Raw genomic sequence first — 14116 nt, 5'->3', positions numbered from 1 at the left:
ACAGTAACAATTACAGAGTCCGGCCCACCATGCCCCCTTTTGCACACCCGTTCCGTCGTTCCGCGCTCTCACTGGCCCTGGCCAGCCTGCTGACCCCTGCCCTGGCCATGGCCGAGGACGCTCCGGTCGCTGCCGATGGGCAGACCCCGCCCAGTTCGGACACACGCCACGATGCCAGCCCCTCCAGTGGGCGCCATATCAAGGATCTGGACAAGGTGGTGGTCACCGCCAGCCCGTTGCGCGATGCGGCCGGTGAGTTGAGCCGCCCGGTGGAAGTGCTGGCCGGCGAGCGTCTGGACGAGGTGCGCGGTTCCAGCCTGGGCGAAACCGTGGCCAGCCTGCCCGGCGTACAGAGTTCCAACTTCGGGCCCGGCGTGGGCCGGCCGATCATCCGCGGCCTGGACGGCCCGCGCGTGGCAGTGCTGCGCGACGGCCTGTCGACCCAAGACGTGTCCACCGTCAGCCAGGACCATTCCCCGGCAATCGAGCCGTTCCTGGCCAACCAGATCGAAGTGCTGAAGGGTCCATCGACGCTGCTGTACGGCTCCGGCGCCATCGGCGGCGTGGTCAACGTGGTCGACGGGCGCATCGCCGAGACCCCGGTGGACGGCTTCAGCGGCCGCGCCGAAGTACGCTTCGACGGCGGCGACAAGGACGGCAACACCGACATGTTCCGCGTCGATGCCGGCAATGGCAGCGGGCTGTCGATCCACGCAGATGGCGTGTATCGCAACCAGAACGACTACGACACGCCGAAGGGCCGCCAGCTCAACAGCTGGGTCGATTCCAAGGTGGGCTCGATCGGTGCGTCGCTGTCCGGCGATTGGGGTTTCGTGGGTTTGTCGGCATCGCGTTTCCGCGATAACTACGGCAACCCGGGCGAGCCGGGCGACCCGTCCATCGGCGAGCGCGGGGTGTCGCTGAAGTTGCAGCAGGACCGCTACGACCTCAAGGGCGGGCTGACCGATCCGTGGGGCGAAGGCAGCGCGCTGCGTTACAGCTTCGGCCATACCGATTACGCGCATACCGAATTCGAAGGCGCCGAAGTCGGCACCGTGTTCACCAAGCGGGCCAACGAAGGCCGCGTGGAAGCCTCGTTTACGTTTGGTGGCGGCTGGCAGACTGCATTCGGCCTGCAGGGCAGCGACAGCACCTTTCAGGCGATCGGCGAAGAATCCTTCGTGCCCAAGACCGATACACGCTCGCTCGGCGCATTCGCCGTTGCACGCAATAGTTGGGAGCGCGTCACCGCCGAAGTCGGCGCGCGCATGGACAAGGTCAAGTACCAGACCGATATCGGCGTGGACCGTGATTTCACTCCGACCAGCTTCTCGGCCAGCGGCGGTTTCCGCTTCAACGAACAATGGCGTCTGACCGCCAACCTGGACCACGCCGAGCGTGCGCCGGCCGAAGAAGAACTGTTCGCCAACGGCCCGCATATCGCCACCCTCGCCTTCGAAATCGGCGATGCCAATCTGAAGACCGAGAAGGCCAACCAGGCCGAGCTGGGCTTGAATTTCCAGAACGAATGGGTGGATGCCAAGGTGGCGGCGTACTACAACCGCTACAACGACTTCGTCTACATCGTCGACACCGGCGGCCAGTGGTTCAACGAAGAAGACAACGACTTCCTGCCGATCCGCCAGTGGACGCAGGCCGATGCGATCTTCCACGGTTTCGAAGGCGAGGCCACCTTCCACCTGGCCAACAACGATAACGGTGCGTGGGACCTGCGCGTGTTCGGCGATACGGTGCGTGCGCGTCTGAACGATGGCGGCAACCTGCCGCGTATCGCACCGGGACGTTTCGGTGCGCAGCTGCGCTGGGATGCCGACCAGTGGCGCGCATCGCTTGGTGCCACCCGCACCCTGAAGCAGGACAAGGTGGCAGTGAACGAAACCCCGACCGACGGCTACACCTTCGTCGATGCGCATCTGGCGTATCACGTGGACCACGGCAGCGCCGCGTGGGAAGTGTTCCTGGACGGCAATAACCTGACCAATCAGGACGCACGCGTGCACACCTCCTTCCTCAAGGACGATGTGATGCTTCCTGGCCGCAGCGCTTCGTTCGGCGTGCGCTTGTTCTTCTGACAGCGGTCTCTCTCCCCTGCTGAGTGGAAGGAAGGCCGCCTTCGGGCGGCCTTTTTGTGTGCGTTGCGCCATGAGGGCGCACCTGCCCTCTGGTAGGAACGGCGGGTGTGCTACCACATAAGCGGTGCCTCTGGGGCAAGAGTTGCCCCCCCTGGAGGGCCGCGCACGTCGTTGCCAGCCTTCTCCCCCTAGGCCCCACACTCCCTAATCGATTGGTGCCCGATAAGGCCGAGATCGGGATTGCCGACTTCGGCTAATCTAACAGTGCCCGAAGTGCGGGCGCTTACTGATGGATCAGGGGGGCAGTGTGCAAAGCTTGACAGTTGACCTTGCGACGCTTGACTTGGATCTACGGAACCCAAGGATTGATCCAGCGTCGCATCAGACTCAGGCCATCTCGGAAATACTGCAGGCGGAACGGATCGGCGAGAGAATTGGCGAGAAAATTTATAGCTTGGCGAAGAGTATCTGCGAACTCGCTAGTGTAGATCCGAGCGAAAGATTGATTGTCATTGCCAATCCGCAGTCACCCGGTCGCTATATCGTTCTGGACGGTAATCGGAGAGTTACAGCCCTTAAGCTCCTTACCGAAACTACGCTTCTTGATCGTGATGATATCGGCATGTCCGCTTCGTTGAATAGGCGCATGCACGCACTGCGAAACGAGTATCCGGTCGATGAAATATCAACTCGACTCGACGTTGCGCTTGCGGATTCCCGGGAAGAGGCTCGACCGTTTATTCGCCTGAAGCACACCGTCGGACTAGATGGGGCTGGTCGAAGCTCTTGGTCGCCAATGCAGCAAGCAAGGTTCGACGATAATGGGACCTATAAGCTATTGACCCGACTTCGGGTTGATGGGCTTCTAAATTCTCAGACTTTGGATCAGCTGGATTCCAGCGAATTCGCGGTCTCGACCTTTGAGCGCGCCGCTGGAAGCTCAGAGTTCACCAACAGATTCGGCGGCCGCATAGCATCTGACGCTTATGATGAAGGATCGAATCCGGCGCGCGCACTTTTCGGCTGGGCAAGAGTCGCCAACGATACTGCGTCAGGTCAGATTACGTCGCGCACCATACAGCTGACCGAAGATGTTGCGACGTATTTGCAGCCTGTTCTTAGAGATTTCGAGAACACCACCGATATTGAGAATAATGACAACGAGGAGTGCGAGGGCGGCGACGCGACAAGTGAGCCAGTTGCGCCGGCTCCTCGGCCAGGCGTCCAAGCTATCACCCCCAACACGCCGACTCCACAAGCGACGCCGATCCCGGGCGCTGTCGCTCCAACTCACACCGCCGTTAGCCCTTCGCCTGCAACCACTACGGTCCGACCGCGTTCGCCCAGGGTTCGCCACTATCTAATTGATCGTCGAAATGCTCTGCCGGTGAACCAGCAGAAATGCCGGCGAATTCATGATGAACTTATGGGGAAGGTGAAGGTATCCGACGCCCCTTATGCCTGCGCATTCCTGGTTCGCTCATTCCTCGAACTTACGGCACATACTTACCTCAATCAATTCGGTCTTCGCATCACAAGCAATTTCACGAACAATATCACCGCGCTCGCGCAAGATCTGATGTCCCAACCCCGCATGTCGGATGAACCTGCTGATAGAGTCGTAATCGGACGGGCGTTGCTGAGTGAAGCTGGAGCGTATGAAGGCATCCTTATTCATCCGAGCATCCAGCAGCCACTTGCCCGACTGCGCTTTGCCGCCGTTTCGAGAAGTTCTACCGTCCCTCTGCATAGGCCTCGCGCTGAATTGAAATTTGACCGACTCGACGCGGTGGGTAGCCTCCTCTAGCGCGTGGCCGTACTGGTCGTGGACGTGGCCCCGCCGATCATGACGCCTGCGGCGGCATCGACCCCATAGCAGCCTCGCACACCGACCTCCCCACATCTCCCGGATCCACATTCCACTGAATAACGTGGTGTTTACACACACGGCAGCACATTTACCCACGAGGTCCAGGCACGTTGTTTAGTTTTCAGCTGCGCCCGATCACTAGGCACAATTTCGCTAGTCCAAAGAGTTTTCGCTTGGCGAAAGCAGGTTTACGCTTTTCGTGAGAAGTTAGCAGCCCGCACTCTCAAGTAGGAGTTCTTATATGGGATGCTTCAACGTCACAGGTGCCAGTGGGAAAGCGAGCGAATATGTTGTCGAGCAACACGCTGGTCGGACCACGAATGAGCAAGCGACGCAAGAGTCGGCGACTCATCGGGAGACACAGGGTGTATTGCAAGGATTGAAGAGGCAAAGCTCGATTAGGAGTCAGTCCGATACTGAAGATGATGTGCAGTTTGCCGTGTCGCAAGCGCGAGCGGGAGGGCGCTTCCGTCCCGGTCCGCTACCTGAGCAGAAGGAACTGATCGCGCCCAAGCCCGGTAATGAATAGATAGCGCTCAAAAGTGCCCGCAGGAGTTTGTGAAAAATGCTTGGCTCGACGTCTCCCGCCCTGAGTACCGGCTGGGTTTAGAGTCTTGGACTGATGTGACCCACCCGCATGGTTGGGTCCATCACCGGTTACTGGCTCTGCTCGCACAGCTGATATGCGGCAGCGGCAATGCCTTCGGCAGCTGCGCTTGCTGCTTTCTTGCCGAAACCCAGTGCGCATGCCGATTTGATGGACATCTTCTTCAAAGCCTTGCTGCTCTGCTCTGCCCGCGACAAGCCAAGCTCTGAAGAGTTGGTCAATGTAGCCAGACTTTGCCGAACCCGTCTACGAAACGCATCGCTTACCACAGGTTGCGGTTGCCAGACTTCCTCAGGCGCGCAATGGAACTCCTGGGCTTTCAGTCTCTTGAGGTGTGTTTCAGTCAGGGGGAGGCAGTTTTCCAGAAGATACTGCGCGCCTGCGGCCGTCTTGGCGGCAATATCATCTCCGTCCTTGGCATTCAAGGCCAAGCGTTCTTGGGTGTGTTGAGCATTTGCCGCAAATCTGCTGTCGGACGCAAACACCGCCGGTCCTTGAGCCCAAGGGTCTAGGACGATGGTCTTGTGATGTCCGTCCGGCACGCGCGACTCAGCCCAGTCATGGCCCTGATGGTTGTGCTGGACATAGTGGACGCTTTCTTCTGGCTGAAGCTTCTGTACATGTCGCATGGTTGCTACGGCAGCATATCCGGCGCAATGACCGCCCTGGACGAATTCAGATACGACCGCATGCCCCAGCGTCGGATTCGTGAGCATTGACGCCGGCGGCGCGGCGCGCACCAGATCGACAAACACATCATGTGCGGCCTGCGCATGTTGACTGGATGCGTGATCGCTGACGGCAATGTCGGTGGCGACGTTGCCGCGTCCGTATGGGAAGCGCGCCCGTGTCTCCTGCATCGTGTTGTTCGCCTTGTGCAGCCGAGGGATGTCCTGGGGCTCGACCGGATCCCCGATGACGGCTTTGCTCAGCAAGTAGCCGGCGAGGGAGATATCAGGATCGGAGAGCGACCCACCACGACGCCGACGCTTGGGCAAATCGCTCAACAGCCCATTTACGACACCCACAAAGGATTGCCGCGTCTGCGGCGGAAGGGGAGGCGCGTCCTCTTGGCGCGGCGAGTGCGGGGCGTTGTTTGTCGTTGAGATAGTGCAACCCATTTTTGAGATTCCCGCACCATTATTGATGGCCTTGCAGTACTTGTAAGTGGGTGAAGAATTGCAGCCTCCGACGTACATCCCCGATCAGGCGGCCCGCAGACGGGCCAGCAGCGACGTACTGGCGTAACCGTCCTGCGGCAATTGCTGGCTACGCTGGAATGCACGGATTCCCTGGCGAGTTTGCGCCCCCAGCACACCGTCGATGCCGCCCACGTCGAATCCCTTGTCGGTCAGCCTCTGCTGCAGCTCGGTGATCTGGGCCGTGCTATTGAGCGGCGGATCGTCTTTGGGCCAGGGTTGCTCGACCCCGGCCCTGCCCGCATAGCCGTCTGCCAGCAAGCCGACCGCCAGGGCATAGGCGGTGGAATTGTTGTAGCGCAGAATGCTGCGGAAGTTATCGAACACTAGGAAGGCCGGGCCGCGGTATCCGGTGGGCAACAACACCGATGCCAACTGCTGCGCCAGTGCGGGCGCAATCGGCCTGCGGGGCGCCACGCCCAGGCGCTGCCATTCGGCGACGGTCTTCTTGATCGTCAGGTCGGCTTGCGCGTAGTCGAAGCCGGCTGACAGCTGGACTTCCTGGCCCCAGGGAACAGCGCTGGTCCAATTGTTCTGCTTGAGATAATTCGCCGCAGAGCCCAAAGCGTCCGCCTTGGAATTCCAGACATCCCGCTTCTGGTCGCCATCCTCGTCGACGGCGTAGTCGCGATAGGTGCTCGGAATGAATTGCGTCTGTCCCATGGCGCCGGCCCACGAACCCACCAGTTGCGAGCGATCAATGCTTTTTTCCGTCTGCAGGATCTGCAGGGCCGCAAGCAGCTGCGTGTTGCCATACGTGGTGCGCCGTCCCTCATGGGCCAGTGTCGCCAGGGAGCGAATGACATAAAAGTCCCCGATCTGCTTGCCGTACCCGCTTTCCATGCTCCAGATGGCGGTCAGAATGCCCGGATCCACACCGTAGTGCTGCCGCAACTTCTCGAAGAGGGCGTGCTGGCTGATCAGCAGCTGCTGTCCTTCCTGGATGGCCGCAGGTGTGACACGCGCGTCGAGATAGTCCCATAGATACTGGGTGAATTCGGGTTGCCGCTGATCCAGTTCATGCACCGCTGGATCGGGTGTGACACCAGCCAATGCGTTATCCAGCGTGGTGGCTCCAATGCCGGCGGCAAGCGCACGTTGGCGGAAGTCTGCCAGCCACTGTTCGAAGCTCGAAGTGGGTGCGGGATCCTGCTGTTGCCCACCGGCGTCGGTTGCGGAGGATGCGGTTGTTTCGGGAGCGATGGCTTGCGCTGCTACGCTGGTTGCGGCCACACAGACGCTGACACCGAGCGTTAAACGCAAAAGGCGCGAAGGCATGATCATGAGATACCCGAGGTGGTGGTTGAGCGGCCACTCTAGTCCTCCTGTTCCCAGGATGTAATTATTGCAGTTATGCGTTTTTGACCGCGATGGGCAAGCAGGAATTCGCCCGGTAAAAAAACAGCTGATTGCGTCCTAACGCGTTGTCGCCGCAAGAATTCTCCGCGAGAAATCGATTGGCTCGACCTGCCGCTTGAGGTCCAAGGTGTAGTCACCGAACCGGTTGATATGGCTGGTCCGATACGGCGACAGGCCGGCCAGCACTTCCGGGCTGATGTTTGAGCCCTCGTCCCGCAGCTGCGCCAACACGCGGGTCATCTGCTCCACGTTGTGCAGGATGACCAGGTTGGCCACCAACTGGTTGTAACGCACGATCTTGCGCTGTTCGTGCTGGACGTTCTCGGCGATGATCCCTTCACCGCCGAAGAAGGCCCATTTGACGAAGCCGTTGAACTCCTCGCTCTTGTTGGTGGCGGCGTGGATGGTCTTGCGCACTTCGACATCGTCGATGTAGCGCAACAGGAACAGTGTGCGTACCGCCTTGCCCAGTTCGCGAAATACCCAGTACAGCTTGTTCTTGCGGCTGTAGGTGCCGAGCCGGCGCAGGATGGTGGAAGCGGTAATCTTGCCCAGTTTGATCGAGATGGCGACCCGCAGCATGTCGTGCACGTGGGTCTCGATGAGTGTCCAGTCGATGCTGTCCCCAAACAGCGCCTGGATATTCTTGTAGGTCCGACCTGGCTCCGGCCGGGAAAACACCAGGTCCTTGATGTTGCGGATGCGCGGCATGAGGTTGATGCCCAGCAGATGCGCCAGCCCGAATACCGGGAAGCTCTGCGCCTGGGTGTCGCCGTGTACGGTGTCGGGCTGGATGTCGGACCGGTTGGTCAGCATCCCGTCGAGGATGTAGACCGCTTCGTGTATGCCACACGGGATGAAGTGGCTGAACAACGCGATGTACTTGTCGGACACATGGTAGTAACCGATGCCACCATAGCCGCCGTAGCGAATGTGGTATTCCGACAGTAGGTTCTGCTCGTACACGCTCCACTTCGTGCCGTCGGCCGAGGCGCTCTTGCCACTGCCCCAGTAGCCGGGTAACTCGAACTTGTTGTACATGTTGATCACCTGGACGATCGCCTTGTCGAGCGTTTCATCGGTGACGTACTTCAAGTTCAACCACGAGATCTGGCGCCGGCTGAAGCCCTTGACCGAACGCGCGGTCTGGGTCGGCCCCAGATTGCAGCCGTAGCAGAACAGGGTGGTGATCACGCGCCGCAGCAGATCGTCGACTCGCGCGTCGGTGCCGACGATCGGGCGGAAGTGCACGTGCAGGTCCAGCCAGCGGGTGGTGTCGACCAGGACATCGACGATGCTGGTCGGCGGCAGCCGGTCGGTGATCGCGCTGTCCACTGTGGCGATGGCCTGGGTCACCTGTGCGCCCTGCAGGCGCTTGAGCACCAGCCGCCCGTCGACCATGCTGGCGTGCAGGTTGTCCGAGAACCGAGCGTCCATGGCATCGGCCAATGTCGTCAGTTCGGTGCGCAGACCCTGCACGAAGTCAGCCGCGTCGGTGGCGATGCCCGAGACCTCGCCGTAGGCGTCCAGTTCCTGCGCGAGTGTCGCCTCGTCGACCAGTTGCTCGCGGTAGTCGTCGTAACGCTCGCCGTGCGGGATGTACAGGTCGCCGGATTTGAGTTCGTCCTTGATCTGCGCGAGCACCGCCAGTTCGAAGTACTTGCGATGGATCCAGCCGGGGCTGGCGGCGGCCAAGGCTTTGGGCATCACATGCTTGCGCCAGGCTGACGATAACCACGTCAGGTCGGTTGTTGCCACGCCCAGGCTAGCGGCGTCGATCGTCCCGCGGCGCTGACTGCGCAGCGCCAGGACAGCGCCGATCATGTGCTCCATGCTGGGGTCCTGGCTGGCGGCACCCAGGCCCATGATTTCCAGGCAGTTGAACAGCAGCGGACGCAACGTCCCATAGGGTGCCAGCAGGAATGGCAGATAGTTGCGGCCGGCGTAGGCCACGTGCTCGTCGCACTCAGCCGTCAGCAGAGCGATGTCGGCGACCAGCACGCCCGCGATCGCGCCCACACGCTCGGTGTCTGTGCCCTCGACCTGATAGGCCTGCAGGATCTCCCGGAGCTGGCCGATCAGGGCATCGGCCCGTTTGCTGTGTTCGAGCTGATAAGCGATCAGCTTTTGCTGCGCGGTGTTCTCCAGGTTCTGGATCAGGCGGATGAACAGGTCGGCCGCATCGTCGAGCGTCTTGCGATAACCTGATTAGCCCTGACTCTCAGCCATGAAAATTGCTCGCTGCACGCAGGACCGGCTCTGGACATGGGTTGGATTGCATCATGGCCGTGGCAAGTCGCGGCAGCATCTCGCGCAAGCGGAATCGACGATTAAAACGATAGGCCGCTTCTCCCAGGTAGCGCCTTGCGTATTTGCCTTGCGCGATATCGTGATACACGCCGCTGATGGCGCGTTTGAGATTGCCCAGCACCACGTTGAGCCAACGTGCACCGGCCGTTTCGGTCGCGGCACGACCACCGCCAGTGTCCAGCGTGGTGTGCGCGTGGCCGGCGTCTTCCAGCCGGCGGAAGCAGGCCAGCCCATCGGTGTAGACCTCGCATTCGGGCGCCAGGCGACGGGCAATCCAGTCCTGCAGCGAGGTGTTGTCGAAGCTGCGCACCGGCTCAATCACCACAAAGCGCGGCGCGGTGAAGGTGGCATCGGTCTGCACCGCAATCAGGAACGCTTGTTTGTTCTCTGATCCGCGTCCGGCCTTGCCACCGTTACGCTCGCCGCCGAGATAGGCATCGTCGATCTGCACGAAACCCGCCAATTTCCGCGTGGCTTCACGCTCGGCCATGACCTGCATGATCTTGTGCTTCATCCGCCAGGCCGTCTTGTAGTTAACCCCCAGATGACGCATCAGCTCCAGTGCGGCCATGTTGGTTTTGGTCGAGGTCAACAGGTGCAAGGCCAGCATCCAGGTGCGCAGCGGCAGTTTGGTGCCTTCGAACATCGTGCCTGCCATCAGACTGGTCTGATGCCGGCACGCGCTGCATTGGTAGTAGATCGCAGCACGCCGCTTGAAACGCGAGCGCACGCGCCCGGCACAAACAGGGCAACGAAAGCCCTGCGGCCAACGCCACGTGTAGAGCGCGCGATAGCACTTGGCCTCGGTGCCGTAGAACGCGAAGAACTCAGGCATCGACAATCCAGCCTGGAACTGCACCGCATTGATGCTCATCACGTCACCTCGTTGGCTTCAGAGTGACAGCAGCATCCACCCAGCGCGGCGCAGATCCTGCGACTGGCGGCTGAAGGTCAGGGCTAATCAGGAACCCTTTTTTGTTAAACGCGTCACCGTCCTGCAGAATCAAATATTCGCTCTCAGACGGGTTTTTTCTCTTAAGTGTGCGTCTACTGATACCGCAAAGCTAAAATATTTCAGTCCGTCTACGTTCTTCATACAAGGACCTTTTTTATTAGCGGAAGCATGCAAGGGCGCCAGGAAAATAATAATTTATTTGAGGCGTTGTTGAGTGCTTATGGGCCATTTAAATAAAGTCAAGAAAATTTTTTGAATTATACAGCCAAGCAAATCAGGGGGTAGTTTAATCAATAGGAGTGAATCTTGATGAAAACAAGTAGTGCAAGCAAGTCTCATTATACTGGCCAATTTCCCCAGGGGGATTTGCAGCCAAAAACTCCAATTCCAGTGGGACGCAATAGCGAAATTCCAAAGGATGCGGCATTAAGCGCCCAACTAAAGGGGCTCCGCCCTCTTGATCGTAAGCCATCTAAAATGCCAACTTCTAGCAGTGATCTTCAGGCGGTCAATAAGATGATTGCCGAGAATCGCTCGAACGACGTTGGAAAAGGTCAGTTTCTTCTCTCTACCCAAAGCCTAGGTTCTGCAGAACGTGTAGATTCGCAAAACTACCATTCACGGAATGAATCGGGGAAAGCGCCTCTCTTTTTTAGCGAATTTGCTACTGAGAAGCCATCTTTACAATCAGTGAAAAGCCTCTCGCAGGGAAAGCAGGACTATTATGCAGTTAGACATGTGGGAAAGCGTGGTCGAGATTTATTCACCGATGAACCAATCGAGGGCGAAAATAGCAAACTCGGCAGACTAAAAACCAGCCCGCTGTTAAGTACTCAGAGTCAGGGAACACGTGCTATTCGAGCTTTCTGCATCGCCATGTAGTTGAGGCTTTAGGCGATGAAGGTGGTGTGGTTCATTTGCTAAGGCCGACGCGTGATCACTATGCCGAAGATAGTACATTGAACTTCTTTACCTTCTGCGAACAAACAGAGCTGGCCAGTTCACTGAACTCCTTAGAAGCTATTTCAGCTAAGAAGGAGGACAGAAAGCCTATTGTATTTACAGATCATAAGTCCCTCGTGGGTCTTTCAAGAACCTCGCGTACAGAAGCGAGTCCGATTGGCCGTTTGGTACAGCAGCCTTATTTCGTTACATCCGACCTGAAACGTGGCGATAAAGTTGTCATTACCGATGACCACATTCAGGCAGGAGGATCTATGCTGGCAATGGAAGCAGCAGCCAAGGAGGCAGGTGTGGACGTGCTTGCTCTTGCAACGCTGAGCGCCCATCCATTTTCACCGCAACTTACCATGTCCTCCGAGGTCAGCGCTTTTTTAGACGAAACCCTAGCAGCTTGGGATCCTCAAGGAAAGGTTACTGAACGCCTTGCCGCAATCGGAATGCCGCGTGAGAAGTTAACCAACAGCGAAGCGATGATTTTAATCGCCTACGCAATAGATCCGGCCAGCGATTCGGCAATCTTAAGATTCGAGTCAATTCAAAATAACTTGTTCAAAAGAGCCCATCTTCACAATGTAGGGATAGACCCGGACGCGCCAGATACGCTTGAGCAAATGCAAAAACTAAGTTCCATGCAAGAGATAGCAGGGACGGATTCTGCGCGTCACTTCGTAGATGATGCGAAAGTTCTCGAAGGTGAGCATGATTCGCTTATTCCTATCTTGAAAATGAAACCTGCTTCACCTGATGAAATCGTGAAAGAGCTCGACCAAGTTAGTTTGGCGAGCCGTTCCTCAATCCAAGCGTCTGAGGTAAAACAGGTCGTCGTATTGGATTGGGACGACTGTCTGCGTGACGAAAAAGGATTGAATTATAAGCTTATGCATAACGCGTTGGCTATCACAGCAAGGGAACATGCGTCGACATTGCCTGAACTCGGAGATGCCGTAGCGGTCCTGCACAGCAAGTTGAACGATGCAGAACCGGTCGACGAGGAAGCGCCATTGCTGATGAAAAATCAAAAAGACTTTTCATCTTATTTGATGGGTAGGCAAAGCATATATAAGCGCCACATAATTGAAGATTTTGTTCGGAAAATGCTCCCAGGAATTTCTGAGCATAAAGCAGCGTCGATAAATAATGCCGTATACTCTAACTTTGTCCGCGAATATAAAATGCTAGTAAAGCCGGAAGTTTCGAAAAAAAATTATAGTCGAGATGTTCCGTTCCCGCATATTGAGCTTTCCCTACTTCCTGGCGCAAAAGAAATTCTGGAGAAATCACGCAATGCGAATTCTCGCGTCATATTGATCAGTAATCGCGGCCATGGCGATTTGGAAAACGAGATCAATCATCTTGGCATGATGCACTACTTTGACGTGGTGTCCGGCGCGGAAGAAGTCACCCTTGAAAAGTCGCATTTGCCCCCTTCTCAAATGCCTGAAGATTTGCAGAAGCGACTTATCAATTCATTGAATGGCAGTGACGAAGAAGCACTACGGGCTACTCTTTCAGAGGCAGCAATTTACGCCCATCCGGATTCCACGACCATTGAACGGATCGACAAAAAACCAGATTCAACGAGATTGGCAGAGAGCCTTGAGCGGCTCTCGGTTCAACCTAATGTGCCGATAACCTCTTACGGCGATCAACCCTCCGATATCAAGCAATTAAAGAGTGTTGCGGAGCCAAAGAGCCGTGTACTCAAGGGGGTGATCGTCAACGCGCAGCGTGACGACGTGGGCAGGGAAATTGATGTCGACGGGGTGCCAACCCGTGTTGTATCTAAAATCACGGAACTTTAGTTGGGCAGAGGCTCGAAACAATCGTGATGCCCCTAGCAATTGAATGGTGAAGACGTTTCTCTAGCAAGCCATATGGCAAATAGCGCATCCCCCCATCTCCGATGCCGGGGATGGGGGGATTACCATCCACTGCCTTCATCACATGAGCGGTGTTGATGGTGTGCGCCAACAGCTCTTCCATCCCGGCTTCGCCCAGGCGCTGTCGCCAACGTGTCAGGGAGCTGGGATCGCACGGCAAGCAGGTCTGGAACACCACCTCACCGGTGAAGAACTGCCAATAAGGATTTTCCAGCCAGCGCTCGCACACCGCTTCATCGGACAGGCCGTAGGCGTGCTTGAGGTAGAGCAAGCCGGCGATCAGGCGCACCGGCAGTGCGGGCCGACCGCCTGTGCCGGGGGTAGCCGGCAACCGCGGCGACAGCGCCTGCTCCAACGCACTCCACGGCAGCCGATGAATCAGCTGGACCAGTGGATGGCGCAAGTCGATCTGGTTCTCCAGACGCGAACGAAACAGCTCATCGGCAGGCAACTGCTCGGCGGCAGGACGGCGTGTACGCATGGGCGAAAACTGCCAGAAACCAGGACGTAGCGTAACGAAAACTGGCAATTCCAGCACACCGATAACGCAGATGAAGCCTTGCAATGGATGTGGTCTGGGGGTTTTTCAGGGGCGACTACATAGCTTCCGAGGCCGCATGGCAGTACACAACTTCGGGTGATCCTGGCAACCCTCGACGACCGGGGTGAGGCGCAGACATGGAGGCGATCCCGGACCCGCATGGACGATCGGCGAAAGGTTGTGAAAAATTCTTTGATGACAGCGAGTTAGCTCACTTTTGGCTGTGTTTTACACGAATCCCTGCCGACCCTCTGACCGAGCCGGACACGGCCTGGGCGAGCGACTTCACCTTCATCCGTACGCATGAAGGCTGGATGTACCTGGCTGTGGTGATCGATC

5 protein-coding genes and 4 pseudogenes are annotated in these 14116 nt (G+C 57.8%); 4 read left to right on the top strand and 5 right to left on the bottom strand.

Annotated features, from left to right (window positions below; all coding sequences use genetic code 11):
• Positions 1-29 precede the first annotated feature (29 nt).
• Positions 30-2093, top strand: coding sequence for a TonB-dependent receptor (locus EO156_RS19490; RefSeq protein WP_016848955.1), 2064 nt, complete (start codon positions 30-32; stop codon positions 2091-2093).
• A gap of 289 nt (positions 2094-2382) precedes the next feature.
• Positions 2383-3900: a hypothetical protein gene (locus EO156_RS19485; RefSeq protein WP_124632086.1), complete on the top strand. Its 1518-nt coding sequence runs from the start codon at positions 2383-2385 to the stop codon at positions 3898-3900.
• Between the two features lie 720 nt (positions 3901-4620).
• On the opposite strand, the gene avrXacE2 is transcribed toward EO156_RS19485, so the two are convergent.
• The 4 genes and pseudogenes from avrXacE2 to EO156_RS19460 all read right to left on the bottom strand — a co-directional run bounded on the left by avrXacE2 (position 4621) and on the right by EO156_RS19460 (position 10312).
• Positions 4621-5691, bottom strand: coding sequence for a type III secretion system effector avirulence protein AvrXacE2 (gene avrXacE2 / locus EO156_RS19475; RefSeq protein WP_011052114.1), 1071 nt, complete (start codon positions 5689-5691; stop codon positions 4621-4623).
• Positions 5692-5775: 84 nt separating this feature from the next.
• The gene (locus EO156_RS19470) at positions 5776-7053 is read right to left on the bottom strand and encodes a lytic murein transglycosylase (RefSeq protein ID WP_029829234.1); all 1278 of its coding nucleotides are present in this window, start codon (positions 7051-7053) and stop codon (positions 5776-5778) included.
• A gap of 132 nt (positions 7054-7185) precedes the next feature.
• Positions 7186-9330: pseudogene (locus EO156_RS19465) on the bottom strand (Tn3-like element TnXax1 family transposase); the annotation flags it as partial.
• 19 nt (positions 9331-9349) lie between these two features.
• Positions 9350-10312, bottom strand: coding sequence for an IS1595-like element IS1595 family transposase (locus tag EO156_RS19460; protein ID WP_016849979.1), 963 nt, complete (start codon positions 10310-10312; stop codon positions 9350-9352).
• A 390-nt stretch (positions 10313-10702) separates the two neighbouring features.
• On the opposite strand from EO156_RS19460, the pseudogene xopC reads away from it, so the two are divergent.
• Positions 10703-13158: pseudogene (gene xopC / locus EO156_RS19450) on the top strand (type III secretion system effector protein XopC).
• Between the two features lie 124 nt (positions 13159-13282).
• Here the strand turns inward: xopC and EO156_RS19445 are convergent.
• Positions 13283-13717, bottom strand: a pseudogene (locus EO156_RS19445) (transposase); the annotation flags it as partial.
• A 197-nt stretch (positions 13718-13914) separates the two neighbouring features.
• On the opposite strand from EO156_RS19445, the pseudogene EO156_RS24195 reads away from it, so the two are divergent.
• Positions 13915-14116 (top strand): annotated as a pseudogene (locus EO156_RS24195) (hypothetical protein); the annotation flags it as partial.

Origin of the sequence: Xanthomonas sp. DAR33341, from assembly GCF_003992815.1 — a bacterium.
Lineage (GTDB): Bacteria > Pseudomonadota > Gammaproteobacteria > Xanthomonadales > Xanthomonadaceae > Xanthomonas > Xanthomonas cissicola.
Note: the sequence above shows the minus strand (reverse complement) of the source record. Positions and strands in the feature narration are given on the sequence as shown.

What these genes read in the sequence shown, in the direction of transcription:
- EO156_RS19470 (WP_029829234.1), bottom strand. Translation starts at nt 7,053, where the DNA reads ATGATCATGCCTTCGCGCCTTTTGCGTTTAACGCTCGGTGTCAGCGTC.
- EO156_RS19490 (WP_016848955.1), top strand. Translation starts at nt 30, where the DNA reads ATGCCCCCTTTTGCACACCCGTTCCGTCGTTCCGCGCTCTCACTGGCC.
- EO156_RS19460 (WP_016849979.1), bottom strand. Translation starts at nt 10,312, where the DNA reads ATGAGCATCAATGCGGTGCAGTTCCAGGCTGGATTGTCGATGCCTGAG.
- EO156_RS19485 (WP_124632086.1), top strand. Translation starts at nt 2,383, where the DNA reads ATGGATCAGGGGGGCAGTGTGCAAAGCTTGACAGTTGACCTTGCGACG.
- avrXacE2 (WP_011052114.1), bottom strand. Translation starts at nt 5,691, where the DNA reads ATGGGTTGCACTATCTCAACGACAAACAACGCCCCGCACTCGCCGCGC.